The sequence below is a fragment of the Janthinobacterium sp. DSP2-3-3 genome, from assembly GCF_049897325.1.
In the GTDB taxonomy this organism is placed as follows: domain Bacteria; phylum Pseudomonadota; class Gammaproteobacteria; order Burkholderiales; family Burkholderiaceae_D; genus Janthinobacterium.
In genome coordinates this window covers 36796-61088 of record NZ_JAFCWA010000017.1, presented here as the reverse complement: position 1 = coordinate 61088, position 24293 = coordinate 36796, and the positions used below count along the sequence as shown (strand labels likewise).

21 protein-coding genes are annotated in these 24293 nt (G+C 62.5%); 6 read left to right on the top strand and 15 right to left on the bottom strand.

The window, feature by feature from the left end:
- Positions 1–548: 548 nt before the first annotated feature.
- From modA to ACP7DE_RS25560, 4 genes are read left to right on the top strand one after another with little or no spacing between them, the layout of a single operon-like run.
- A complete protein-coding gene (modA, locus tag ACP7DE_RS25575) occupies positions 549–1307 on the top strand; it encodes a molybdate ABC transporter substrate-binding protein (RefSeq protein WP_426074726.1) in 759 nt (252 codons plus the stop codon).
- 17 nt (positions 1308–1324) lie between these two features.
- Entirely contained in the window at positions 1325–1996 is a 672-nt protein-coding gene (modB, locus tag ACP7DE_RS25570; protein ID WP_077398318.1) for a molybdate ABC transporter permease subunit, read from the top strand.
- A 17-nt stretch (positions 1997–2013) separates the two neighbouring features.
- Positions 2014–2715 (top strand): sulfate/molybdate ABC transporter ATP-binding protein, encoded by a 702-nt coding sequence (locus tag ACP7DE_RS25565; protein ID WP_426074770.1) that lies wholly within the window; start codon positions 2014–2016, stop codon positions 2713–2715.
- 40 nt (positions 2716–2755) lie between these two features.
- Entirely contained in the window at positions 2756–3523 is a 768-nt protein-coding gene (locus ACP7DE_RS25560; RefSeq protein WP_426074769.1) for a TOBE domain-containing protein, read from the top strand.
- A 1-nt stretch (position 3524) separates the two neighbouring features.
- Here the strand turns inward: ACP7DE_RS25560 and ACP7DE_RS25555 are convergent, their stop codons facing one another.
- The gene (locus tag ACP7DE_RS25555) at positions 3525–6599 is read right to left on the bottom strand and encodes a response regulator (protein ID WP_426074725.1); all 3075 of its coding nucleotides are present in this window, start codon (positions 6597–6599) and stop codon (positions 3525–3527) included.
- 239 nt (positions 6600–6838) lie between these two features.
- Between ACP7DE_RS25555 and fnr the strand changes: the two genes are divergently transcribed.
- The gene (fnr, locus tag ACP7DE_RS25550) at positions 6839–7597 is read left to right on the top strand and encodes a fumarate/nitrate reduction transcriptional regulator Fnr (RefSeq protein ID WP_426074724.1); all 759 of its coding nucleotides are present in this window, start codon (positions 6839–6841) and stop codon (positions 7595–7597) included.
- Positions 7598–7600: 3 nt separating this feature from the next.
- Here the strand turns inward: fnr and ACP7DE_RS25545 are convergent, their stop codons facing one another.
- The 14 genes from ACP7DE_RS25545 to ACP7DE_RS25480 form a co-directional block, all read right to left on the bottom strand.
- Complete coding sequence (locus ACP7DE_RS25545; protein ID WP_426074723.1) at positions 7601–8125, bottom strand: FixH family protein; 525 nt, start codon at positions 8123–8125, stop codon at positions 7601–7603.
- Between the two features lie 54 nt (positions 8126–8179).
- Positions 8180–9562: a cytochrome c oxidase accessory protein CcoG gene (gene ccoG / locus ACP7DE_RS25540; RefSeq protein WP_426074722.1), complete on the bottom strand. Its 1383-nt coding sequence runs from the start codon at positions 9560–9562 to the stop codon at positions 8180–8182.
- Positions 9563–9566: 4 nt separating this feature from the next.
- Positions 9567–10487 (bottom strand): cytochrome-c oxidase, cbb3-type subunit III, encoded by a 921-nt coding sequence (ccoP, locus tag ACP7DE_RS25535; RefSeq protein WP_426074721.1) that lies wholly within the window; start codon positions 10485–10487, stop codon positions 9567–9569.
- Entirely contained in the window at positions 10480–10683 is a 204-nt protein-coding gene (locus ACP7DE_RS25530; RefSeq protein ID WP_426074720.1) for a cbb3-type cytochrome oxidase subunit 3, read from the bottom strand. The genes ccoP and ACP7DE_RS25530 overlap by 8 nt, the downstream gene beginning before the upstream one ends.
- Before the next feature lies 1 nt (position 10684).
- The gene (gene ccoO, locus ACP7DE_RS25525) at positions 10685–11299 is read right to left on the bottom strand and encodes a cytochrome-c oxidase, cbb3-type subunit II (protein ID WP_071080090.1); all 615 of its coding nucleotides are present in this window, start codon (positions 11297–11299) and stop codon (positions 10685–10687) included.
- Positions 11300–11314: 15 nt separating this feature from the next.
- Positions 11315–12742 carry a cytochrome-c oxidase, cbb3-type subunit I gene (gene ccoN / locus ACP7DE_RS25520; RefSeq protein ID WP_034752511.1) on the bottom strand — a complete coding sequence of 476 codons (1428 nt, stop codon included), beginning with the start codon at positions 12740–12742 and terminating at the stop codon, positions 11315–11317.
- Positions 12743–12980: 238 nt separating this feature from the next.
- The gene (gene ccoS, locus ACP7DE_RS25515; RefSeq protein WP_426074718.1) at positions 12981–13157 is read right to left on the bottom strand and encodes a cbb3-type cytochrome oxidase assembly protein CcoS; all 177 of its coding nucleotides are present in this window, start codon (positions 13155–13157) and stop codon (positions 12981–12983) included.
- Positions 13158–13160: 3 nt separating this feature from the next.
- Positions 13161–15602 carry a heavy metal translocating P-type ATPase gene (locus ACP7DE_RS25510; RefSeq protein ID WP_426074717.1) on the bottom strand — a complete coding sequence of 814 codons (2442 nt, stop codon included), beginning with the start codon at positions 15600–15602 and terminating at the stop codon, positions 13161–13163.
- A gap of 22 nt (positions 15603–15624) precedes the next feature.
- Positions 15625–16395: a sulfite exporter TauE/SafE family protein gene (locus ACP7DE_RS25505; protein WP_426074716.1), complete on the bottom strand. Its 771-nt coding sequence runs from the start codon at positions 16393–16395 to the stop codon at positions 15625–15627.
- Positions 16396–16404: 9 nt separating this feature from the next.
- Positions 16405–17853: an oxygen-independent coproporphyrinogen III oxidase gene (gene hemN, locus ACP7DE_RS25500; protein ID WP_426074715.1), complete on the bottom strand. Its 1449-nt coding sequence runs from the start codon at positions 17851–17853 to the stop codon at positions 16405–16407.
- A gap of 25 nt (positions 17854–17878) precedes the next feature.
- Positions 17879–19540 carry a methyl-accepting chemotaxis protein gene (locus tag ACP7DE_RS25495; protein WP_426074714.1) on the bottom strand — a complete coding sequence of 554 codons (1662 nt, stop codon included), beginning with the start codon at positions 19538–19540 and terminating at the stop codon, positions 17879–17881.
- 195 nt (positions 19541–19735) lie between these two features.
- Entirely contained in the window at positions 19736–21844 is a 2109-nt protein-coding gene (locus ACP7DE_RS25490) for an EAL domain-containing protein (protein WP_426074713.1), read from the bottom strand.
- 45 nt (positions 21845–21889) lie between these two features.
- Positions 21890–22321 (bottom strand): inner membrane protein YiaA, encoded by a 432-nt coding sequence (gene yiaA / locus ACP7DE_RS25485; protein ID WP_426074712.1) that lies wholly within the window; start codon positions 22319–22321, stop codon positions 21890–21892.
- An 85-nt stretch (positions 22322–22406) separates the two neighbouring features.
- Positions 22407–23354, bottom strand: a complete 948-nt coding sequence (locus ACP7DE_RS25480) for a DUF808 domain-containing protein (protein WP_426074711.1) — start codon at positions 23352–23354, stop codon at positions 22407–22409.
- A gap of 191 nt (positions 23355–23545) precedes the next feature.
- On the opposite strand from ACP7DE_RS25480, the gene ACP7DE_RS25475 reads away from it, so the two are divergent.
- The gene (locus ACP7DE_RS25475; protein WP_426074710.1) at positions 23546–24187 is read left to right on the top strand and encodes a LysE family transporter; all 642 of its coding nucleotides are present in this window, start codon (positions 23546–23548) and stop codon (positions 24185–24187) included.
- The last annotated feature ends 106 nt before the right edge of the window (positions 24188–24293 follow it).

Here is a 24293-nt window from a genome sequence, read left to right as displayed (position 1 = left end):
TGGCGGCAGTGCTCATTGCTGCCGGAATATGGATCAAGCGGGAAGCGTCGATTGATAGCTGCCTGGACCGCGGTGGGCGGTGGGATTACGAAGTTGCTGCTTGCGAAGGGGCCACTGAGTAGGTGCAATGAACTCTCTGCGAAGCTGGGGCTCGTTCCCGAAACCGCGATCGGCTCTGGCGTGCGATGGGTGATGAACCTGTCGTCACGCCACTGGAGCAGAGGGCGATCGATGGCGATGGGAAGAAATTATGCGCAACGGTTTGTGCCGATGTCGGAAGACAGGCAGGCGGCGTAAAAATACAATGCATCAAGACAAGTTCTGCATCGCCCGCGCAAAAAAAAGCATTGCCTGCGAGGCTGGGAAAAGGTGATCGATTCTCTGCTGTCAGGTGGTATTGACGTACCGCAGCCAGCTGCCATTTCCCGGCACTGGCTGCATTTTTCCGCATTTGCTCTTTGCCATTGCTTGACCCATGCCATGGCATAACGTTATATATAAGTGTATATTACGCTCCTTGTTCACCGTTCACTTACAAGGATACGACCATGCGCCTCACCCCTCTCGCCCAATTCTTCGGCGCCGCCCTGCTTGCCACCGTCGCCTCGTCCGCCCTGGCCGGCGAAGTGGTGGTGTCGGCTGCGGCCAGTCTGACGAATGCGTTCAAGGATGCGGCGCAAAGCTATGAGGCGCAGTATCCGGGCAGCAAGGTGTCTTTGAACTTCGCCGCTTCGGGCGTGCTGCTGCAGCAGATCGTCAAGGGCGCGCCCGTGGACGTGTTTGCCTCGGCCGACCAGGAAACCATGGATGCGGCGCAAAAGCAGGGCCTGGTGCTGCCGACCGACCGCATGGACTTCGTCAGCAACAGCCTGGTGCTGATCGTGCCGCACGATAGCAAGCTGGGTATCAAGAGCTTGAGCGACCTGACGCACAAGGGCGTGACCCGCGTGGCCATCGCCAACCCGGCCAGCGTGCCCGTCGGCCGCTATTCGGAAGGCGCACTGAAAAAGGCGAAGCTGTGGGACGCCGTGCAAGCTAAAGCCATCGGCACGCAGAATGTGCGCCAGTCGCTCGACTATGTGGCGCGCGGCGAAGTCGATGCGGGCTTTGTCTACGCCACCGACGCGGCCATCATGAAGGATAAAGTCAACGTCGTGCTGGAGGTGCCGCTCGAGGCGCCCGTGCTGTACCCGATCGCCACCATCAAGAGCAGCGGCAATGCCGCCGAAGCGAAGCGCTTCGTCAGCTACCTGCAGACGGCGCCGGCGCAAGCCATCCTCGCCAAGTACGGATTCAAGAAACCATAACTTAGGCACGCGCCCGCATGGATATTGCCTGGACCGCGCTGGCCCTGTCGCTCAAAGTAGCGGCCTGGGCCACGGCGCTCAATTTGCTGCTCGGCATCGGCACGGGCTATCTGCTGGCGCGCACGCGATTTCCCGGGCGTGAGCTGCTCGACGCCCTCTTGACCCTGCCGATGGTGATGCCGCCCACCGTGCTCGGCTATTACCTGCTGGTGCTGCTGGGCCGGCGCGGCACGCTGGGCATCTGGCTGCAAGACAACTTCGGCATCAACCTCATCTTTACCTGGCAGGGCGCCGTGATCGCCTCCACGGTGGTCGCCTTTCCCCTTGTTTTCAAGCCGGCGCGCGCCGCCTTCGAGGCGGTCGACGGCCAACTGGAGCAGGCGGCCCGCGTGCTGGGCATCTCGGAAATGGCGATTTTCTTCCGCGTGACCTTGCCGCTGGCCTGGCGCGGCATCCTGGCCGGCGTGCTGCTGGGTTTTGTGCGCGCGCTGGGCGAGTTTGGCGCCACCCTGATGGTGGCCGGCAGTATTCCCGGCAAGACACAAACTTTGTCAGTGGCCGTGTATGAAGCCGTGCAGGCAGGCCAGGACGACGTCGCCAACACCCTGGTGCTGATTACTTCTGCCGTTTGCATCGTGGTGCTGTTGTCGGCCGGCCGTCTGGCGCCCGGGCGCATTGCGCACAAATGACACTGATGATGACGCCTATGCAACTCGACCTCGACCTTCGCGCCACCTTGCGCTCCGGCAAACGCCGCTTCGAGCTGCAGGTGCAATGCACGTCCAGCAGCCAGCGCATCGCCATGTATGGCCCGTCCGGCGCCGGCAAGAGCATGACCCTGAAAGCCATTGCCGGACTGTTGACACCGGACGCCGGCCATATCCGCCTGAATGGCCGTACCCTGTTCGATTCCGCCGCCGGCATCAACCTGCCGCCGCAGCAGCGCAACGTGGCCTACCTGTTCCAGGACTACGCGCTGTTTCCGCACCTGACGGTGCGCCAGAACGTGGGCTTCGGCCTGGCACGGGGCTGGTTCAACCCGCGCGCGCGCGAAAAATTGCAGAAAGTCGAGCATTGGCTCGCCGCGTTTCATTTGCAGGAACTGGCGCACCAGTTCCCCGACGAGTTGTCCGGTGGCCAGCGCCAAAGGGTGGCGCTGGCGAGGGCGCTCGTGGCCGAGCCGGCCGCGCTGCTGCTCGACGAGCCGTTTGCCGCCCTCGATCCGGCCCTGCGTGTCAAAATGCGTCTGGAACTGAGCCAGTGGCAGCAGCGCCTGGACGTGCCCATGATCCTGATCACACATGATCCGGAAGATGCGCGCATGCTGGGCGAGCATGTGTTGTACTTGCGTGACGGACAAATTGACAGCATGGAAGAAAATAGGGCATTGGGTGAACGCATTGGATAAATCAGCGGCAGCAGAAATCGGCCTGCAAGGCTCGGTATGGATGACGGTGGGCGGCGAGCACCTGGGCGGCGTCGGCCGCGTGGAATTGCTGGGCGCCATCGCCGAATGCGGCTCCATCACGCAGGCGGCCAAACTCGTCAAGATGAGCTACAAGGCGGCCTGGGACGCCATTGACGCCATGAACAACCTGGCTGGCGAGCCGCTGGTCGAGCGCTTGACGGGCGGCAAGGGCGGCGGCGGCACGCGGCTCACCCCACGGGGGCGCCAGCTGGTCGACAATTTCCGTATCATCGAGCGCGAGCATGCCCGCTACCTGCGCCAGCTGGGCAGCCAGGCGGAAGGCATCGCCGACGATCTTTTACTCATACGGAGAATGGCCATGAAAACCACGGCACGTAATCAATTCCTGGGCAAAGTTGCCGAACTGAAACAGGGCGCCGTCAACGATGAAGTCACCCTGGCATTGCCAGGCGGCCAGCACATCGTGGCCATCGTCACGCAGGGCAGCAGCGAAAGCCTGGGCCTGGTGCCGGGCGCGGAAGCGTTTGCGCTGATCAAGGCGTCGTCTATCATCCTCGTGCTCGATGGCGAAGGAGCGCGCTTTTCCGCGCGCAACCAATTGGCCGGACTGGTGACCCGCGTGCAGACGGGCGCCGTCAACACGGAAGTGGTGCTGGACTTGCCGCGTGGCGGCACGATCGCTGCCATCATCACGAACCAGAGCAGCACTGACCTGGGCATTGAGATCGGCAGCAATGTGACGGCGATTTTCAAAGCGTCTAGCGTGATCCTGGGCGTGCCCGCCTGATTTAATCTTGTAAGCGCGCCAGCCACTCCCGCGCGGCGGCCAGCGCCTGCTCGAGTTCCTGCGCCGTGTGCGCCAGCAGCGCCGGCACCTCGTCCAGGCGGCCCGCGTCGATGGCTTCCTCGGTGGCAAACGCGGCGCGGATCAGGCGCTTCGTGCCCAGCGTACCGACGGAACCGCGCACGCCGTGCAGGATGCGCGCCACGTCGCTGTGGCGGTCCTCCTGCAACGCTGTTTCGGCGTCGCGCGCGGGCGTCATGCCCTTGTTCAGCGCGTCTTCCACCATGCGCCGCAGCACGCCGCGCCCCTTTGCATCGCGCCCCATCACGCGCATCAGCGGCGCCATGGAAAACACTTCCTCATCGGCAACGGGCGCCGGCTCGGCCGTCTGCACTTGCGGGCGCTTGGGCAGGTGGCGCAGGATGACTTCCATCATCTCTTCCACCACCACGGGCTTGGCGATGAAATCGCTGATGCCGGCCGTCATGCAGCGCTCGCGCTCGGACGCCAGCACGCCGGCAGTCATGGCGATCACGGGCAGGCTCAAACGCAGTTCCGTGCGGATGATGTGGGTGGCGCTGAAACCGTCCATGATGGGCATCTGCATGTCCATCAGCACGATGTCGTAGCGCAGCGCCTCCGTGCGCAGCCGTTCCACGGCTTGCAAGCCGTCGCCCACCACGTCCAGGGTGGCGCCCATGTGCTCGAGGATGCCGCGCGCCACGGCCTGGTTCAAATGATTGTCTTCCACCAGCAGGAAATGCGCGCCGGCCAGCTCCGTGCCCAGCGGCTGGTGCAAGATGCGCTGCTCGCCGCCGTCGTTCTTGGTGATCAGCGCCTGGTGCAGGGCATCGAACAGGCTCGATCCCGTGATCGGCTTCATCAGCACGACATCGGCCTCGGCGGCGCTGGAGATTTCCTCCAGGTGGTTGCGCGCGAAGGCGTTGACCATGACCACGATGGGCTGGCGTTGGCCGATGGCCGCCTGGCGAATGGCCTTGGCCGTGGCCAGGCCGTCCATGACGGGCATGTGCCAGTCTGCCAGCACCACGTCGTAGGGCTGCTGCTGCGCCAGGCGTTCGCGGTACAGTTCGATGGCGGCAAAGCCGGAGTCCACTTCGTCGGCCAGCCAGCCCCACGCCTCGATCAGCTTGACGATCAGTTCGCGCGTGGTGCGGTTATCGTCGGCCACCAGCAGGCGCAGCTGGCCCAAGGCCGGCGTGCGCCGCGTTTCAGCCGGCTGCGCCAGCATGTCGAACGGCACGCTGAACCAGAAGCGGCTGCCCTTGCCTTCGCTGCTGGCGACGGCGATGTCGCCGCCCATCATGTGGATCAGCTGCTTGCTGATGGCCAGGCCCAGGCCCGTGCCGCCGAAGCGCCGCGTGATGCTCTGGTCGCCCTGTGAAAACGCGGAAAACAGCTGCTGTTGCTGCAGCTCCGTCATGCCGATGCCCGTGTCGCGCACTTCGAAGCGCAGCCAGGCGCGCCCGTTTTCGCTCTCGGCCAGACTGACGGCCACCACCACTTCGCCGCTCTCGGTGAACTTGATGGCATTGCCGGCCAGGTTGACGAGAATCTGCTGCAGGCGCTGGGCGTCGCCCACAAGGCGCCGCGGCACGTCGGGTTCGACGGCGATGGCCAGTTCCAGCTCCTTTTCGCCCGCATTCATGGTCATCGTCGTGGCCAGGGTATTCATGACTTCGTCGAGATCGAATTCGACGGGCGACAATTCCATGCGGCGCGCCTCGATCTTCGAATAATCGAGCACGTCGTTGAGGATGCCCAGCAGCGACTGGCCCGCTACGCGCACCATGGTCAGATACTTGCGCTGTTCCGTATCGAGCTTGGTATTGCCCAGCAAGTACACCATGCCCAGCACGGCATTCAGGGGCGTGCGGATTTCATGGCTCATGTTGGCCACGAAATCGCTCTTCGCGCGGTTGGCCGCCTCGGCCCGGTCACGCTCCTGTTCCAGCTCTGCCGCGCGCGATTCGAGCTCCTGCTGCAGGCGGTCGCGTTCGCTCATCAGGCCGTTGAACGCTTCCGTCAGTTCGCCGATCTCGTCGCGCTGCTGCACCGGCACGGGAGTGAAGCGGTTGCCGCTGGTGCGCAGGGCCAGCAGGGTGTCGCGCAGGCGTACCAGCGGCGACAGCAGGCGCACGGTGACCCAGCCCAGAACAAAAGCAGCCAGCAGCGAAGCGAGGATGCTCCACAGTACCAGCCGGTACAGTACGCCATCGAAGGGTTCGAAGGCATCCTCGACGGGCAGCGAGGCACCCAGCAGCCAGTTCACGGATTTCAGGCGCTTGAAGCTGTTGACGGCCGTGATGCCGCGGTTGTTGGTGCTGACCATGCTGCCTTCGCCATCTTCCTTCAGCAACTGCGTGGTCGTCAGGTTGGCGTTCGGCTGGCGCGGCTGCAGCAAACGGCTGGTGTCGGGATGCAGCACGTAGCGCGGCACGGCGCCGCGCGTGAGGATGAAGTAATAGCCGCTCTTGCTGATCTTTTCCGAGCGCAGGCGTCCCAGCAGGTTATCCTTGTACAGGCGCAGCACGCCAATCACCACGCCGGCCACCTGGCCATCGGCGGTGAGCACGGGCGCCACCATCTGCACGATGGGCATGCCGCTTGATTTGCCCAGCATCGGCTCGGTGATCATGGGCTGGCGCGTGCGCACGACGGTCTGGAAATATTCGCGCTCGCCGACGTTGATGCCGGCGCGTCCCGCGACCCGCGGCATGTCGGCCACGATGGCGCCTTGCGCATCGAGCACCAGCACGTCGTCGAACAGCACCAGCATCGCGCGGCGCGCATAGTATTCGCGCAATTGGGCGGGCTGGGCGATCAATTCCGGCGGCTGCTGCCTGGCCGTCAGCGCGACGATCTGCAGCAGCATGCCCAGCTTGTCGTCGAGCTCGGCAGCGGTGCGGGTAATCAGGGCCGATTGCTGGCTCAGCAGCACTTTGGTGAAGTCGGCGCGCATGTGCTGCACCTGGATCATGGTGACCAGCGCGATCATGGCGATCGAGGTCAGGCTGGTGGCTAGCGCGACTTTTGCTTTAATGCCGAGAGGCTTCATGATTTCCTTTTCAGTACCGGGCGGCACAGGCGGCAGATAATGCTGTCAGGAATTTTCCTATCAATACCCGAGCTTGGCAAGCGGTGCGGCGCAAATTGCCCTCCCCGCATGGGCTTTTGACGATGTTGCCATATAATTAAAGTCAGAACGTCGTTTATTCAGCGCAATTGCGGTGAAATTGGCACACGGCAACCGTGTATGCAGTAAACTTGTTATTGCATTTTCTAAAAGGTATCAACATGACTGAAGCGCTACTCACTCCCACCTTGCCCATAGTGAACGTGGAAGCGTTGCGTGCGCGATGCTCGACCTGCAGCATGCATCAATTGTGCCTGCCGATGGGCCTCGATGTGGGCGATATGGACAGGCTGGACCAGATCATCGGCCGCCGCCGCAAGATCGTGCGCGGCGCCTCGCTGTTCCGCATCGGCGACTCGTTCCAGAACCTGTATGCGATCCGCCTGGGGCACTTCAAGACGTACCAGATCAATCCGGGTGGCGAAGAGCAGGTGACGGGTTTCCAGATGGCCGGCGAACTGCTGGGCATGGACGCCATCAGCGCCGACCGCCACCACTGTAATGCCGTGGCGCTGGAAGACAGCGAAGTCTGTGAAATACCGTTTTCCAGCCTGGAACAATTGCTGGGCAATATGCCGACCCTGTTGCGCCATTTCCACCGCATGATGAGCCAGGAAATCACGCGCGAGCAAAGCGTGATGCTGTTGCTGGGCAATATGCAGGCGACGCAGCGTTTTGCCGCCTTTATCGTCAACCTGGCCTCACGCTATGAAGCGCGCGGCTATTCGGCCAGCAAATTTCAGTTGCGCATGTCGCGCGAGGAAATTGGCAATTACCTGGGGCTGACCATCGAGAGCGTCAGCCGTCTGCTGTCGAAGTTCAAGAAGGAAGGCTGGCTGCGCGTCTCGAATCGCGAAATTGAAATCTTGCAGCCCGCCAAGTTGAAAGCCATTACGGCTGGTACCGACGTCTGCAAGTAAGCTTTACAGCTCTGCGTCAGCATGCAGCGCGATGCTGCGCTGCAGGGGCCAGGTCCAGATGCCGGACAGGCGCCACTCGCGTTTATCGTTTTCCACCAGCACTTGCCAGCGGCTGCGCTCAAGCATCGGCAGCGCTACCGAGAAGTTGCCGGCCACATCGGGCTGCACCAGCAGCTTGATATCCTTTTCCGGCAAGGTCGCATGCGCCAGATGCAGCTGCAGCGGACCCTGGTAAGCCTTGCCGAAGCTGTGCACGGAACCACTGAGGCGCGCGTGCGCCACATCATAGGATAAGCTGGTATCCATCGCCAGGTTGCTGGCGATCGTGTCGCGCTTCAAATCCTGGTTGATTGCCTTGCCCTGCTTGTAATAGTCGCCCACCACCAGTGCATCGGGCTGCGTAAACGCGATATATCCCATGAAGCTGCCGACGACCACGGACAAGCCTGGGCCGATCATCAGCAGCCAAGGCCAGCGATGCTTGTACCACGGTGCAACGGGTGCTTGCAGCTTGAGACTGTCGGACATGATATTTCTCCTGTTTGATCAGCCAGTCCCCATGCGGGGACTGGCCTTCCTACATTAGCGCGGCACGATGAATACCGCGCTTTCACGTACATGCAGCGATGGGTCGTCCAGCGAGTGCAATTCGATCGCAATCTTGTTCGAGCCCTTTTCGCCGACCCCGTGCGGCACGCGCAGGCGGATCGGCCAGCCCAGCGTTTCCGTCGGCTGCAACATCACTTCTTCGCGCGTCAGCAAGGTCAGGCCCGGCAAGCCGGAGACGCTGATTTTAAAATGCTGGCTTTGCTCCGAGGTGTTCATGATCTGCAGGCGGTAGACGTTTTCGATCATGCCGTCTTCCACTTCGCGTCCCATCGAACCGCGGTCGCGGATCACGTCCATTTTCAGGGGCGTGCGCAAGGCCAGCGAAGTACACACGGCGATGATGATCAGGGCCAGGATGGAAGTGTAGATCAGCACGCGCGGACGCATGGCGCGCTGGCGTATCTGCTTCGAATTGAAGTTGTTTTCCATCGCATGGTCGGTACTGTAGCGTATCAGGCCCCGTGGCCGCTCGACTTTGTCCATCACGCTGTTGCAGGCATCGACGCAGGCGGCGCAACCGATGCATTCATACTGCAGGCCGTTACGGATATCGATGCCGGTCGGACACACCTGCACGCACAGGGTGCAGTCGATGCAATCGCCCAGCTTGTCGTTGTTGCCGGCCTTCTTGCTCATGGCGCCACGCGGTTCGCCGCGCTTGGTATCGTAGGTGATGATCAGCGTGTCCTGGTCGAACATGGCGCTCTGGAAGCGCGCGTAGGGGCACATGTATTTGCACACCTGCTCGCGCAGCCAGCCCGCGTTGCCGTAGGTTGCCAGGCTGTAGAACAAGACCCAGAACCATTCCCAGGGACCGAAATTCAAGGTGGTCACCGCCTGCGCCAGTTCCTTGATCGGCGTGAAGTAGCCGACAAAGGTAAAGCCCGTCCACAGGGCGATGGCGCCCCACACCAGGTGCTTGGCCGTCTTCTTGAAGGCCTTGCGCACGGAGGGACCCTGCTTGTCGAGGGCCATGCGCGCGCTGCGCGTGCCTTCGATGCGGCGTTCGACCCACAGGAAGATTTCCGTGTATACCGTTTGCGGGCAAGAGAACCCGCACCACACCCGCCCGGCAATGGCCGTGACGAGGAACAACAAATACGCACAGATGATCAGCAGGGCCGCCAGATAGATGAAATCCTGGGGCCACAGCACGACGCCGAAAATGTAGAACTTGCGCGTGGTCAAATCGAACAGCAGGGCTTGCCTGCCATTCCAGGTCAACCACGGCAAGCCGTAGAACGCCAGCTGGGTAAGCCATACGCATACCCATCGCCAGGTAGCGTAGCGTCCTTTGGCCTCGCGAGGGTAGATTTGCTCGCGGGCCGCATACATCTTGATGACTTGAGGTTCCATTACATCATTTCACGGGCGTCTGGGGATTCGACAGGCTCCAGACATAGGCCGACAGCACGTGTACCTTGGACTCGCCGAGGAAATCGCTGAAGGCCGGCATGGTGTTGCTGCGTCCCTTGCGTACGGTTTCCATGATGGTATCGGCACTGCCGCCATACAGCCAGATCTTGTCCGTCAGATTCGGCGAACCCAGCATCGGGTTGCCCTTCGCATCGGCGCCATGACAGGCCATGCAGGCGCCGAACTTGGCTTTGCCCAGCACCGACTTGACGGGGTCCGAAGTGGAACCGGACAGGCTCAGCACATAATGGGCCACGTTCTCGACATCCTTTTCGGAGCCCAGGGCGGCGCCCATCGGTGGCATCTGCCCATTGCGGCCGTGCAGGATGGTGGTCTTGATGATGTCAGGTTCGCCGCCATACAGCCAGTCCTTGTCGGTCAGGTTGGGGAAGCCCTTGTTGCCGCGCGCATCCGAACCGTGGCATTGCGCGCAGTAGGTCAGGAACAAACGCTGGCCGATGGCTTGCGCCTGCGGATCGGCGGCCACCGTCTTCAAGTCCTGGCTCAGGTACTTGTTGAACAGGGGGCCGTAGTCGGCTTCCGCCTTCTTCAGCTCTTCCTCGTACTGGCCCGTCGATTTCCAGCCCAGGCTGCCGGCATAGTTGCCCAGGCCCGGATACAGGAACAGATACGCCAGGGCGAAGACGATGGTGATGTAGAACAACCACATCCACCAGCGCGGCATTGGCGTGTTGAGTTCCTTCAAGTCCTCGTCCCAGACGTGGCCCGTGGTGCCGTCGGCAGGCGCGCCGTCGACCACTTTGATTTTCGACTGCGAGTACAGCAGCACGCCGCAGCCGATGATGCCCAGCAAGGACAGCACGATAATGTAGATATTCCAGAAGCCATTGGTAAAGTCAGCCATGGTTGCGCTCCTTTGCCACGCTCATCTCGGCCTCGGCCGGATAGTCCAATGCGTCATCGGCGAACGGCAGGTGCGCCGCCGCGTCGAAGTCGCTGTTGCTGCGGCTGAAAGTCCACCACAGGATGCCTACGAACGTCGTAAAGGAAACCACCGTCATGACGCTGCTGGCGCTGTCAAACAGGTTTTCGATTGCCATGCTAATTCCTTGTTTTGATTAATGTACCGAGGCCTTGCAGATAGGCGACCAGGGCGTCTTCTTCCGTCTTGTCCTGCAGCTGCGCCGGGCCGGCGGTGATTTCCGCATCGCTGTACGGCTGTCCCAGGCGTTGCAGGGCGCGCATCTTCGGCATGATGTCGTCAGGCACCAGCTTGGTCTTCGCCAGCCATGGGTAGGCCGGCATATTCGACTCGGGCACCACGTCGCGCGGGTTGTTCAAGTGCGTGCGGTGCCATTCATCGCTGTAGCGGGCGCCCACGCGGGCCAGGTCCGGCCCCGTGCGCTTGGAACCCCACTGGAACGGACGGTCATACACGAACTCGCCAGCGACCGAATAGTGGCCATAGCGTTCCGTTTCCGCGCGCAGCGGACGTACCATCTGCGAGTGGCAGTTGTAGCAGCCTTCGCGCACGTAAATGTCGCGGCCCGCCAGGCGCAGCGGCGAATACGGCTTCAGGCCGGCGACCGGTTCCGTCGTGCTCTTCTGGAAGAACAGGGGAATGATCTCGACGGCGCCGCCGATGCTGATCACCACCGTGACCAGGGCGATCAGCAGCCAGGGGTTTCTCTCAATCCATGCATGTGAAAATTTCATTTGCTTTTGCTCCTATCAGGCGTGCGCCGCGTTCAGTTCCGGAATGCGGGCGACGGGGAGTTTGCTGCCGCGCAAGGTCATCCAGGTGTTGTAGCCCATGATGCACATACCCGACAGGTACAGCAGGCCACCGGCCACGCGCACCACGTAGTACGGATATGTTGCTTTCACGCTTTCGACAAAGGTGTAGGTCAGGGTGCCGTCCGGATTGACCGCGCGCCACATCAGGCCCTGCATCACGCCGGCGATCCACATTGCCGCGATGTACAGCACGATGCCGATGGTGGCCACCCAGAAGTGCACGTCGACCAGGCGCGTGCTGTGCATCTGCGTGCGGCCCGCCAGGCGTGGCAGCAGATAGTAGATCGAACCCATGGTGATGAAGCCCACCCAGCCCAGGGCGCCCGCATGTACGTGGGCAACGGTCCAGTCGGTGTAGTGCGACAGCGAGTTGATGGTCTTGATCGACATCATCGGACCTTCGAAGGTGGCGATGCCGTAGAACGACAGCGAGACGATCATGAATTTCAGGATCGGATCGGTGCGCAGCTTGTGCCACGCGCCCGACAGGGTCATGATGCCGTTGATCATGCCGCCCCAGCTTGGTGCCAACAGAACCAGCGAGAAGACCATGCCGATCGATTGCGTCCAGTCAGGCAATGCCGTGTAATGCAGGTGATGCGGGCCGGCCCACATGTAGGTGAAGATCAGCGCCCAGAAGTGGACGATGGACAGGCGGTACGAGTACACGGGGCGCTCGGCCTGTTTCGGGATGAAGTAGTAGACCATGCCCAGGTAGCCGGCGGTGAGGATGAAACCCACCGCGTTATGGCCGTACCACCACTGGATCATGGCGTCCTGCACGCCCGCATAGGCGGAATACGACTTGGTGAACGAGGCTGGCATGACGGCGCCATTGACCACGTGCAAAATCGTCACGGCCAGGATGTAGGCGCCGAAGAACCAGTTGGCCACGTAGATGTGCTTGACTTTGCGCTTGATCAAGGTGCCGAAGAACACGATGGCGTAAGCGATCCAGACGACGGCGATGAGGATGGCGATAGGCCATTCCAGTTCGGCGTATTCCTTGCCGCGCGTCATGCCCATGGGCAGGGTGACGACGGCGCACAGGATCACCGCTTGCCAGCCCCAGAACGTGAAAGCGGCCAGTTTGTCGGAAAACAGGCGCACCTGGCAGGTGCGTTGTACAACGTAGTACGAGGTGGCGAACAGGCCGCAGATGCCGAAGGCGAAAATCACCGCATTCGTGTGCAGCGGACGCAAACGTCCGTATGTCAGCCAAGGTATGTCGAGGTTCAGGGCAGGCCAGGCCAACTGAGCGGCGATGATAACGCCAACCAGCATGCCGATGATGCCCCATACCACAGTAGCGACCGCGAATTGCTTCACGATCTTGTAGTTATAGTTCAGCGATTGATCCACAAAGACTCTCCCTGGAATTACTATTTATGATGGTGGCCAGAGAGTAAGTGTTTGCCCGCGAAAAAACTTTGATGTGGATCAAAATTCCCAGGATGAAATAAGGGTAGCTAACTGGCATCGAAATAAATGCTGATTTGGATAAAAAAAGCCATGCAAGATCCCTGCAAGAGGTGCTTGACCTGTGTCAAAAAGCGTATGCCAACGATGGCTGGGTACCATCGTGCCGGGTGTGGAAAAGTCAAGCGTGCGGTTCGTCGGGCGGCGGTTTGACGGCCGTATCGTCGTCCTGCAGCACGCGCAGGCCCGGTCCGACGAGGTCGTCGAACTGGCCGCTGTCGGAGGCGGTGAAATACACCCACAGGGCGATGAAGACGACCACGACGCTTAAAGGGATGAGAAGGTAGAGTGCTTCCATGGTTCAGGCTTTCCGCAGGCGCAGGGCGTTGGCGATGACGACCGCCGAGCTGGCAGCCATGCCGACGCCGGACAGCCAGGGGTTCAGGAAACCCAGCGCGGCGGCCGGGATGGCCGTCAGATTGTACAGGGTGGCCCAGCCCAGGTTTTCGCGGATGATGCGCATGCTGCGCGCGGCCGTTTGCGCCGTATCGAGCACGGAAACCAATTGGCTCGAGAGCAGCACCGTGTCCGCATGCGCCTGCGCCAGCGCGGCGCCGGAACCCATGGCGAACGAGACGTCGGCCGCGCTCAGCACGGCGGCGTCGTTGATGCCGTCGCCGACCATCGCCACGACGGCGCCCGTCGCCTGCAATTGCTGCACGAAATCGAGCTTTTCATCGGGCAGGCATTCGCCGCAGGCCGTGGCGATGTCCAGCTGCGCCGCCACGCTTTGCGTCAGCGCTTCCTGGTCGCCGCTCAGCAACACGACTTGCTTGCCGCGCCGATGGAAATACTCGACCACTTCGCGCGCTTCCGGGCGCAGCGCATCGCTGAGCAAAAAGCGCGTGAGCCAGTGCCCCTGCGTGCCCAGGTACAGCGGCGTCATGCCTTGCATGCCGACGGCCGTGTCGCCCAGCGGCGGCCCGGCGATGGCGGCGACAAAGGCCGCATTGCCCAGGCGGTAGCGCACGCCATCGATCACGCCTTCGAGTCCCTGGCCCTGCACTTCCTGCAATTGTTCCGCATGCGCGCGCGGCTGCTGTCCTGGCAATCCTTCGGCGGCAGCCAGGATCGCCTGCGCCAGCGGATGGGCGCTGCCCGCTTCCAGCGCGGCGGCCAGTTGCAGGCAAGCGTTTTCCGTCATGTTGCCGAGGCCCTCGATTTGCTGCAGCACAGGCCGGCCCAGGGTCAAAGTCCCCGTCTTGTCGAAGACGATATGGGTGGCGCGGTGCAGGGTTTCCAGCACATGCGGCTGGACGATGAGCACGCCGCGCCGCAGCAGGCTGTCGGTGGCGGCCGCCAGCGCCGTCGGCGTGGCCAGGGATAATGCACACGGGCACGACACGACCAGCACGGCGATGGCCACGGGCCAGGCCCGCGACGCATCGTGCCAGCTCCAGAAGGCGAACACGGCGACGGCAAACAGCAGCAGGCCCAGCACGAACCAGGCCGCCACTTTATCGGCCCACTGCGCGATCTGCGGCTTTCCGCTGCCGGCCCGCTCGATGAGTTTTAACAGGTCCGACAGGGTGCTTTCACGCGCCGGTTTCAGTACGCGCAATGTCAGGACGGCACTGGCGTTGATGGCCCCGCCCGGCACCTGTTCTCCCGCCTTGCGCCGCTGGGCCGCACTCTCACCCGTCAGCAGAGATAAATCGAGCGCGCTCGTGCCTTCGATGATGACGCTGTCGGCGGCGATCGCCTCGCCCGGTTTCACAAGGATGATGTCGCCCACATCCAGCGTGCCGGCCGGCACCAGGGTGGTGGCGCGGTTGTCGGGAAAGCCCGCCATCAGCGAGGCCGAGGCGGGCAAGGCGTGCTGCAGGCGTTCCAGCGCCGAGGCGGCCTTGCGGCGCGCCTGCAGCTCGTAATAGCGGCTGCACAGCAAGAGGAAGATGAACATCGTGGCTGAGTCGTAATACACCTCGCCGCGGCCCGTAAAGGTCGCCACCACGCTGCCGAAGAAGGCCGCCAGGATGCCCAGCGCCACGGGCACGTCCATGCCGAGGGTGCGTGCGCGCAGGCTGGCCCAGGCACCCTGGAAGAAGGGCATGGCCGAATAGCAGATGGCCGGCAAGGTCAGCAGCAGGCTGGCCCAGCGCATCAGGCTGGCCATATTGTCGTCCAGGGTGCCGTCCTCGGCGGCCAGGTAGGCGGGCGCCACGTACATCATCACCTGCATCATCGACAGGCCCGCCACGAAGAGCTGGCGGCCCAGGGTCTTGCTGGCCTTTTGCAGGCGCTCGCCATGGCGCACGGCGTCATATGGATAAGCCGTGTAGCCAACTTGCCGCACGGCTTGCAGGATGTCGCCCGGCTCGCACTGCGCGCGGCTCCAGCGCACGTACAGGCGCTCCGTGGCGACGTTGAGGCTGGCTGCCTGCACGCCGGGCAGGCGCGTCAGCTGGCGTTCGATCAGCCAGACGCAGGCAGCGCAACGGATGCCTTCGACGGAGAGTGTCGCTTCGCAGCTGCTGGCGTCGCGCGCGAATTGCGCGTCGTCATTGCTGTACAGGCGCAGTTCGGGCGGCATCAGGGTGGCATCAAACGCGTTGACGGCATATTCGTCGCGGTCGCGGTAGTAGGCGCTCTGGCCGATGTCGACGATGGTTTGCGCCACCGCTTCGCAGCCGGGACAGCACATGGCGCGCGGCACCTCGTCGATAGTGACGGTCCAGCTGGAGCCAATGGGGACGGGCAAGCCGCAATGGAAGCAGGCGGAGGGTTTTAAAACAGCATTCATAGGTTTGGTTTCATGCGTCTTTTTATGGATGGCCCGTGACGCACAGGGCGTCGAGCCAGCCCAGCGACACGCCGTTGGCGGCGCGCAGCAGGCCCAGCAAGCCAAAGCCCAGCACCAGCAAGCCGCTGGCGATGCGCACGGGGCGGCGCTGCATCTGCGCGCGCAGGCGCGTGCCCAGCAAGCCCATGCCCAGCAGCATGGGCAGGGTGCCCAGGCCGAAGGCGGCCATGCTGGCCGCGCCGTCGAGGGCCGAACCCTGCAGCATGGCCGTCAGCAGGGCGCTGTAGACCATGCCGCACGGCACCCAGCCCCACAGGCCGCCCACGGCCAGCGCCTTGAATGCGCTATCCATCGGCATCAAAGGATGCAGCAGGGGGCGCACGCGGCGCCAGACGACGTTGCCGGCCGCTTCCAGGTGGGCCAGGCCGCGCCAGGCATCCATCAAGTACAGGCCCAGGGCGACGAGCATCAGATTGGCCAGCCAGTAACCGGCCACTTGCAGGGACGCCATGTGCAGCATGCCCGCGCCGGCCAGGCTGCCGGCCAGGGCGCCGGCCAGCATGTAGCTGCCGATGCGCCCGCCGTTGTAGGCCAGCACGCGCAGCACGTTTGTTTGCAGCGTCGTTTGCAGCACCGGGCGCGCCACCGCGATGGCGATCACGGGACGGCTGGGCGCGGGAGCTGCGCCACCGCCCAGCGACAGCGCGCCGACGATGCCGCCGCACATGCCGATGCAGTGCACGCTGCCGGCCAGGCCGACCATGAACATGGGCACGAGGCTGAGGGCATTCATCGGGCGGCGTTACACCGTTTTCGAGTAGCGCAGCGGCTGCACCGCGTCCGGCGTCGCGTTCGCGCGGGCCTGCGTCAGGTAGCGGTCGAAGACCATGCAGATATTGCGGATCAGCAAGCGCCCTTTCGGCGTCACCGTCAACCAGTCTTCCTCGATGACGAGCAAGCCGTCACGGGCCAGTTCGCGCAGCTTTTCCAGCTCGGCGGCGAAATAGCTGCGGAACTTCACTGGGTGGGCTTGCTCGATGGTGGCGATCGACAATTCGAAGTTGCACATCAGCATCTGGATGATGATACGGCGCAATAAATCATCGGTATCGAGCTTGATGCCGCGTGCGATCGGCAGCACGCCTTCGTCGAGTTTTTCGTAATACGCGTCCAGCGTCTTTTCATTCTGGCTGTAGACGGCGCCGACGGAACTGATGGCCGACACGCCGCAGGCGATCAGGTCCGCTTCCGCGCGCGTCGAGTAGCCCTGGAAGTTGCGGTGCAAGCGGCCCTGGCGCTGCGCCACGGCCAGGTCGTCCGTTGGCTTGGCGAAATGGTCCATGCCGATGTAGACATAGCCGGCGGCCGTCAGGCGCGCGATGCACAGGCCCAGCATGGCCAGCTTGGTGGCGCTGTCGGGCATGTCGGCGTCGAGGATGCGGCGTTGCGGCTTGAACAGGTGCGGCATATGCGCGTAGTGATACAGGGCGATGCGGTCGGGGCTGGCGGAAATGACTTTGCGCAGGGTTTCCGTCATCGTTTCCAGGCTTTGCTTGGGCAAACCGTAGATCAGGTCGATGCTGATCGAGCGGAAACCGGCGTCGCGCGCCGCTTGCATGATGGCCACCGTTTCCGCTTCCGGCTGGATGCGGTTGACGGCCTTCTGTACGTCGGCGTCGAAATCCTGCACACCCAGGCTGATGCGGTTGAACCCTTGCGCGCGCAGGGAAAACACGCGTTCGCGCGACACGGTGCGCGGATCGATCTCGATCGAATACTCGCCGTCTTCATCGGAAGCGAACTCGAAATGCTGGCGTAAATGCAGCATCAGCTCGTCCATCTGCTTTTCGCTCAGGTAGGTCGGCGTGCCGCCGCCGAAATGCAGCTGCTCGATCTGGTTCATGCCGGCAAACAGCTTGCCCTGCATGGCGATTTCCTGTTTCAGATAGCTGAGATAGGTGGCGGCCTTGCTGCGGTCTTTGGTGATGATCTTGTTGCAGGCGCAGTAGTAGCACAGGGTGTCGCAGAACGGCACGTGCACGTACAGCGACAGCGGACGGCGGCCGCCGCGCATGCGCAGCGCGGCCAGCGCTTCGAGGAAGTTGCCGTAGCCAAAGTCGGCATTGAAACGGTCGGCGGTCGGATAGGACGTGTAGCGGGGGCCGGACTGGCTCATCTTGCCGATGATGACCGGGTCGAATTCGACCACGGCGTCCAGGTCGGCGGAAGCACTGCTGAGTAGTGTAGGCATGATGTGTGTAAGGTCTTGAAAGGTGTTAAGCGGCCAGGCGTTTCAGAGCGGCGGGTTTGCCGGTGTTCGCGGCGCCTCCCTTGCCGCCGGGCATGGCGACGCGGCGCGGTGGCGGCATCTTGCCGAAATTGAACAGGCTCACGGCTTGCGACAGGCTGGCGGCTTCTTCCGCCAGGCGCGTGGCGGCGGCGGCGGCTTCTTCCACCAGGGCCGCATTCTGCTGCGTCACCTGGTCCATGTGGGCGATGGCCTGGTTGACCTGGTCGACGCCGATGCTCTGTTCGCGCGAGGCGATGGAAATTTCCTGCATGATGGCCGTGACTTGCTTGACGGAGCTCACTACCTGTTCCATGGTGGCGCCGGCGCGGTTCACCTGCAGCATGCCGGCGCCCACCTTGCCGACGGAAATTTCAATCAGCTGTTTGATGTCCTTGGCCGCCACGGATGAGCGCTGCGCCAGGTTGCGCACTTCGCCCGCCACCACGGCGAAGCCCCTGCCTTGCTCGCCGGCGCGGGCCGCTTCCACGGCCGCGTTCAGGGCCAGGATATTCGTCTGGAAGGCGATGCCTTCGATCAGGGCGATGATGTCGACGATTTTCTTCGACGAGGTGTTGATCTCGTCCATGGTGGTGATTACTTCGGCCACGATTTCACCACCCTGTACGGCCACTTTTGAGGCGGCCACGGCCAGTTCGTTGGCTTGCACCGAGTTGTCCGCGTTCTGTTTCACCGTCGACGAGAATTCTTCGATGCTCGAGGCCGTCTCTTCCAGGCTGGCCGCCTGCGATTCCGTGCGGCCCGACAAGTCCATATTGCCGACGGCGATTTGCTTGGTGGCCACGGCCATGGTTTCCACGTTGATGCGCACGTCGCGGATGGTGGCGATCAGGTTGCTGTTCATCTGTTGCAGCGCACGCAGCAATTGCCCCACTTCATCCGTGCTTTCCGTTTCAAAACTGCCCGACAGGTCGCCGGCGGCAATTGCGCGCGCGCCGTTCAAGGCCTTGCCCAACGGCTTGAGCACGGACATGCGCAAGGTGTACCAGAGGAAAACGTTGATCAGGAAGCCGAACAGGGTGGCGCCGAAGATGGCGTAATTGGTGATCTTGCCGCCGCTGGCGAACAGGCTGATGATGCACACCAGCAGTTGCAAACAGTTCACGATGGACGTGGCGGCCCAGATGCGCAGGTTGAGCGACATGTGCGTCAGATTGTGCAGCAGGTGCGCCAGGCCCGGGCGCACGATCTGGCCGTTTTTGATGACAATGTTGCCGCCTTCCTTGTTGCGGATGGCCGCGTAGGCTTCCTCGGTCGCCTTGACCTGATCCTTGTCGGCCTTTACGCGCACTGACATGTAGCCGATGGTCTTGCCCGCTTCGCGGATGGGTGTGACGTTGGCGCGCACCCAGTAAAAGTCGCCGTTCTTGCAACGGTTCTTGACCAGGCCCGTCCACGGCGTGCCGGCCTGGATCGAGGTCCACAGGTCGGCAAACGCTTCGGCCGGCATATCCGGGTGACGCACGATATTTTGCGGCGAACCGATCAGTTCTGCCTCGCTGAAGCCGCTGACCTGGCTGAAGTACGGATTCACATACACGATATTGCCGTTCATATCCGTTTTCGACACGATGGCCTGATCGTCCAAGACGAGGACTTCACGGTTAGTCACTGGCAAATTTTGGCGCATGGTCGCGGCTTCCTGATCAGTTAAAGAGCTCATTGGTGAGTAAGACTTGCACGATTGCAAGAATGGAGATCAGTGTAAGGAGTCGCCTGCGCAAATTTATTGATGTAGATCAAAATCCTCCAGATTGGTCGTGCTCGCACGCATTTAGCGATAGCAATGCGGCATTGTTTTAAAGTTACTGGTTGCCGACGGTGGCTAATCGGCGCCCGCCGTCAGCGGCCGCGGGCTGCCCACGGCGTAGCCTTGCGCGTAGTCGATGCCCAGGTCGCGGATGATGGCCAGGGTTTCCGCGTTTTCCACGTATTCGGCCACTGTTTTCAAGCCCATCACGTGGCCTACTTCATTGATGGCTTTGACCATGGCGCGGTTGATGGCATTGGTGGCGATGCCGCGCACGAAGACGCCGTCGATTTTCAGGTAGTCGACGGGCAGCGCTTTCAGGTAGCCGAACGAGGAAAAGCCGCTGCCGAAGTCGTCGAGCGAGAAGCGGCAGCCCATGGCCTTGAGCTGGCGCATGAACACTTGCGCCTTGGGCAAGTTGGCAATGACGGCCGTTTCCGTGATTTCAAAGCAAATTTGTTCGGGCGCAATGGCGTACTGCACGAATTGCCCGGTGATGTAGTCTTGCAGGCCCGTGTCGGCCAGCGACATGCCTGACAGGTTGACGGAATACATGGCCGGTGTGCGGCGCCGGCTTTCCGCCAGCGCGGCCAAAGGCGGCAGGCTGTCGCGCACGCTCTGGATATGCTGGCAGACGGCGCGGATGACCCAGCGGTCGATCGACAGCATCATGTCGTAGCGTTCGGCGGCGGGAATGAAGGCGCCGGGTAATATCAGGTCGCCCTGGCTGTTGCGGATGCGGATCAGCACTTCGTCATGTTGTTCCGGGCTGTCGCGCAGATGCACGATGGGCATGGCGTACAGGCGGAAATAATGGTGTGCGAACGCTTCGTTCAGGCGCGAAATCCACAGTATTTCACCATGCCGCTGCGCCAGCATGACATCGGACTCCTGGTACACATGCAGGCGGTTGCGGCCCTGTTCCTTGGCCAGGCAGCAAGCCTGGTCGGCGGCGCTCAGCAGCTCGCTCATGGACTTGCTGTCCTGGTTGATTTCCGCGATGCCGATGCTCACGCCCAGTTCGAAGCTGTGTTCGTCCCAGGCGAAGGGGAATTCGCGCACGGACTGGCGCAGCTGTTCTCCGATCAGGCGCGCATGCTCGAGCGGACAGTGGGGCAGCAGTACGCCCAGTTCGTCGCCACCGAGGCGCGCCAGGATGTCGCTGTCGCGCATCTGTCCCTGCAGCATCTTGGCCAGCAGCTGCAGCAGCACGTCGCCGGCGGCGTGGCCGCAGGTATCGTTGATGATCTTGAACTGGTCCAGGTCGAGGTACAGCAGCGCATGCGCGTGGCCGTTTTCTTTGGCCGTATGCAGGGCGCCCGCCACCAGGTGTTCGAATTCGCGCCGGTTGATCAGGCCCGTCAGGGCGTCGTGTGTGGCTTGCCACGACAATTGCTGGCTCAGCTTGCGTTCGTGGCTGACGTCTCGAAACACGACGACGGCGCCGAGGATCTCACCTTCGCGCGACCAGATGGGTGCGGCGGACTCTTCGATGGCGATGCGCCGACCTTCGCGCGTGATCAGTTGCGTGTGCGTGGAGATGCCGATGGCCTGGCGCAGGCGCAAGCACTTGATGGCGACGTGCTCGAGCGGCTGGTTCGAGTGCTCATCGACCAGGCACAGCGTTTCCAGGATGTCGAGCCCCTCGGCCAACTGGCTGCTCCAGCCCGTGAGTTGCTCGGCCACGCGGTTCAGGTAGCGCGTCTTGCCCTGCGGATCGGTGGTGATGACGCCGTCGCCGATGGAGCTGAGCGTCACTTCGGCCAGTTCCTTGCGCTCGGCTATCATGAGTTCGCGCAGTATGTGTTCGGTGACATCCCAGATGACGCCCAGGGTGCGTTCGGGGTGGCCGCCGCCATCCATGAAGACCTGCGCCTTGGCCGCCAGCCAGTGTTCGCTGCCATCGGGCCAGACGACGCGGTATTGCAGGGCGTAGCCGCCGCACCGGCGCACACCGTCCTGCAGCACGCCGATCACCTTGTCGCGGTCATCGGCATGCACGCAGTCGAGAAAGGCGGGGAAGGAATGCGTCAGGGCGTGCTCCCCGAGGCCCAGCAGGGCCGCGCCCCTGGCCGACCAGATGACCGTGCCGTCGATGACCTGGCCAGCGACGATGCGCGAATCCCATATCGCCATGTGCGCCGCCTCCAGCGCCATTTGTAAACGTTTCTGCTGGTCGCTCATCGTCCTCTCCCGATATGGATATAGCGATAGACGCGCCGCTGGTGCTTAAGTTCCCGGCGCGTCGGCTGGTATGGCGGCCGGGGCGCGCGCCACATCGCGCACATTCTTTTGCACGGCCACGGCGGCAAACAGGCTGAGCAGGAATGCCATGGCATAAAAACCCTTTTCGCTGTTTTGCAGGGTGGCATTCCACAAGCCGACGGTGAGCAGCAGCAAGGCCAACAGCACGGAAACCCAGCACAGGCCGAAGTACATGCCCGTCACGGCGACGCCTTCGCTACGGTCGCGCACGGATTTTTGCAGCGAGATGGCGGCGAACAGGCCATACATGAGAAGCGTAAAGTAATAGCCCTTTTCGTTAAGGGCCATCGTGGCGTTCCACAGGCCGGACAAATAGGTAATGGCGCCGATCAGCAGGGCCGCCCAGGAGGCGCCAATGAAGGCGTTGCTGGGGCGTTGGATGGGGGAAGGCTGCATAAGGTCTCCTTGGGCAGGCAGGCGCCGCCGGCATGGCCGGGGCGGCAGGCACGGATGCGCCTGCCGCCCCATCAGACCAGAAAGCTTATTTGTTTGATTTGAGCATGCGCAACAAAGCCGACACGGCAGTGACGCCGGCCAGCACCAGGCCACCGGCGATGAGGCCAGCCACCGCGTTAATCAGGCTGGGCGTGATGGCTGCCAGCACGGGACCGATGCCGGCCACGCCGCCGACGGCTGCTTCCGCGTGATGCAGCAGACCGCTGGCCCACGGCCAACCGTGCGTCAAAATGCCGCCGCCCACCATGAACATGGCCAGCGTGCCCACCACGGAGAGAAATTTCATCAGTTTCGGCGCCGCCGACACGAGCATGCGGCCAAAGCCGCGCACGCCATTCATCAGCGCGCCCGCGCCCTTGCGCGCCGCCAGATAAAAGCCCGCGTCATCGAGCTTGACGATGCCAGCCACCAGGCCATACACGCCCACCGTCATGATGAGGGCGATGCCGACGACGACGGCCACCTGCTCGGCGAAGGTGGCCGCAGCCACCGTGCCCAGCGCGATGACGATGATTTCCGCCGACAAAATGAAGTCGGTGCGGATGGCGCCCTTGATCTTGTCCTTCTCCAGCGCCACCAGGTCGACTTGCGGGTCGCGCAGCGCCTGTGCCAGCTCGGCCTTGTGGCTGTCGTCCGGGTGCAGATATTTATGCGCGATCTTTTCGAAGCCCTCGAAGCACAGGTAGGCGCCGCCCACCATCAGCAGCGGCGTGATGGCCCATGGCGCAAACGCGCTGATGGCCAGCGCGGCCGGCACGAGGATGGCCTTGTTTTTCATCGAACCGACAGCGACGGCCCAGACGACGGGCAGTTCGCGCTCGGCGCGCACGCCGGCCACTTGCTGCGCGTTCAGGGCCAGGTCGTCACCAAGCACGCCGGCCGTCTTCTTGGCGGCCACCTTGGTCATCAGGGAAACATCGTCGAGGATGCTGGCGATGTCGTCGAGCAGGGCCAGCAGGCTGGAGCCGGCCATCTCAGCGCGCTCCCGCGGTGGTGGCAGGAAATTTTGCAGCGAGGAAAGTGTTGTTTTTCATAATGTTATTCTTGGTTGTACGGCAAGGGATGACGTAGGTAAGGCATGACTGCGATCTTACCTCAGGCTGGGCCGGCAGGGCCGCACGGGCCGGGTTAAAATTGCTTCTCATCAGCATTTTTGGATACCGCATGCACTTTGCCACCTGGATCACCTTTGTCATCGCCGCCTCCATCATCGCCGTCTCGCCCGGCTCGGGCGCCGTGCTATCGATGTCGCATGGCCTGTCGTACGGGGTGAAAAAGGCCAGCGCCACCATTCTGGGGCTGCAACTGGGGCTGCTGGTGGTGCTGGGCATCGCCGGTGCCGGCGTGGGCTCTTTGCTGCTGGCCTCCGAAGTGGCTTTTAATATCGTCAAGACAGTGGGCGCGCTGTACTTGATTTACCTGGGCCTGTCGCAATGGCGCGCCAAGGTGGCGGTTACGGGCGACCTGCATGCCGACGCTGTGGTGCCTTCCATGGGCCGACGTGTGCTGACGGGCTTTCTGACCAACGTGACGAATCCGAAAGGCATCATTTTCATGGTGGCGGTATTGCCGCAATTTATTAGTCCCACGGCACCGCTGCTGCCGCAATTGCTGATCCTGGCCATCACCATGTGCACGATCGATCAGATCGTCATGCACAGCTACGCTTTCCTGGCCTCGTCGATGCAGCGTTTTTTCCGCGACGCCAGCGCCGTGAAAAAGCAGAACCGCTTCTTTGGCGGCCTGTTGATGGCCGTCGGCGCCGCCTTGTTCTTCGTCAAACGGGGCAGCCAGGCGGCATCCTGAGCCAAGGCAATATGCAAACCAAGATGCAAACATTTGTAAGCCCGCTTGCGATGCCCGCCCGATGCGGATGTAATCGATAGCAATCATCCTTGTACGTCTTGCCTGG

Coding starts and splice junctions, on each gene's coding strand:
- modA (WP_426074726.1), top strand. CDS start 549: ATGCGCCTCACCCCTCTCGCCCAATTCTTCGGCGCCGCCCTGCTTGCC.
- modB (WP_077398318.1), top strand. CDS start 1,325: ATGGATATTGCCTGGACCGCGCTGGCCCTGTCGCTCAAAGTAGCGGCC.
- ACP7DE_RS25565 (WP_426074770.1), top strand. CDS start 2,014: ATGCAACTCGACCTCGACCTTCGCGCCACCTTGCGCTCCGGCAAACGC.
- ACP7DE_RS25560 (WP_426074769.1), top strand. CDS start 2,756: ATGACGGTGGGCGGCGAGCACCTGGGCGGCGTCGGCCGCGTGGAATTG.
- ACP7DE_RS25555 (WP_426074725.1), bottom strand. CDS start 6,599: ATGAAGCCTCTCGGCATTAAAGCAAAAGTCGCGCTAGCCACCAGCCTG.
- fnr (WP_426074724.1), top strand. CDS start 6,839: ATGACTGAAGCGCTACTCACTCCCACCTTGCCCATAGTGAACGTGGAA.
- ACP7DE_RS25545 (WP_426074723.1), bottom strand. CDS start 8,125: ATGTCCGACAGTCTCAAGCTGCAAGCACCCGTTGCACCGTGGTACAAG.
- ccoG (WP_426074722.1), bottom strand. CDS start 9,562: ATGGAACCTCAAGTCATCAAGATGTATGCGGCCCGCGAGCAAATCTAC.
- ccoP (WP_426074721.1), bottom strand. CDS start 10,487: ATGGCTGACTTTACCAATGGCTTCTGGAATATCTACATTATCGTGCTG.
- ACP7DE_RS25530 (WP_426074720.1), bottom strand. CDS start 10,683: ATGGCAATCGAAAACCTGTTTGACAGCGCCAGCAGCGTCATGACGGTG.
- ccoO (WP_071080090.1), bottom strand. CDS start 11,299: ATGAAATTTTCACATGCATGGATTGAGAGAAACCCCTGGCTGCTGATC.
- ccoS (WP_426074718.1), bottom strand. CDS start 13,157: ATGGAAGCACTCTACCTTCTCATCCCTTTAAGCGTCGTGGTCGTCTTC.
- ACP7DE_RS25510 (WP_426074717.1), bottom strand. CDS start 15,602: ATGAATGCTGTTTTAAAACCCTCCGCCTGCTTCCATTGCGGCTTGCCC.
- ACP7DE_RS25505 (WP_426074716.1), bottom strand. CDS start 16,395: ATGAATGCCCTCAGCCTCGTGCCCATGTTCATGGTCGGCCTGGCCGGC.
- hemN (WP_426074715.1), bottom strand. CDS start 17,853: ATGCCTACACTACTCAGCAGTGCTTCCGCCGACCTGGACGCCGTGGTC.
- ACP7DE_RS25495 (WP_426074714.1), bottom strand. CDS start 19,540: ATGCGCCAAAATTTGCCAGTGACTAACCGTGAAGTCCTCGTCTTGGAC.
- ACP7DE_RS25490 (WP_426074713.1), bottom strand. CDS start 21,844: ATGAGCGACCAGCAGAAACGTTTACAAATGGCGCTGGAGGCGGCGCAC.
- yiaA (WP_426074712.1), bottom strand. CDS start 22,321: ATGCAGCCTTCCCCCATCCAACGCCCCAGCAACGCCTTCATTGGCGCC.
- ACP7DE_RS25480 (WP_426074711.1), bottom strand. CDS start 23,354: ATGGCCGGCTCCAGCCTGCTGGCCCTGCTCGACGACATCGCCAGCATC.
- ACP7DE_RS25475 (WP_426074710.1), top strand. CDS start 23,546: ATGCACTTTGCCACCTGGATCACCTTTGTCATCGCCGCCTCCATCATC.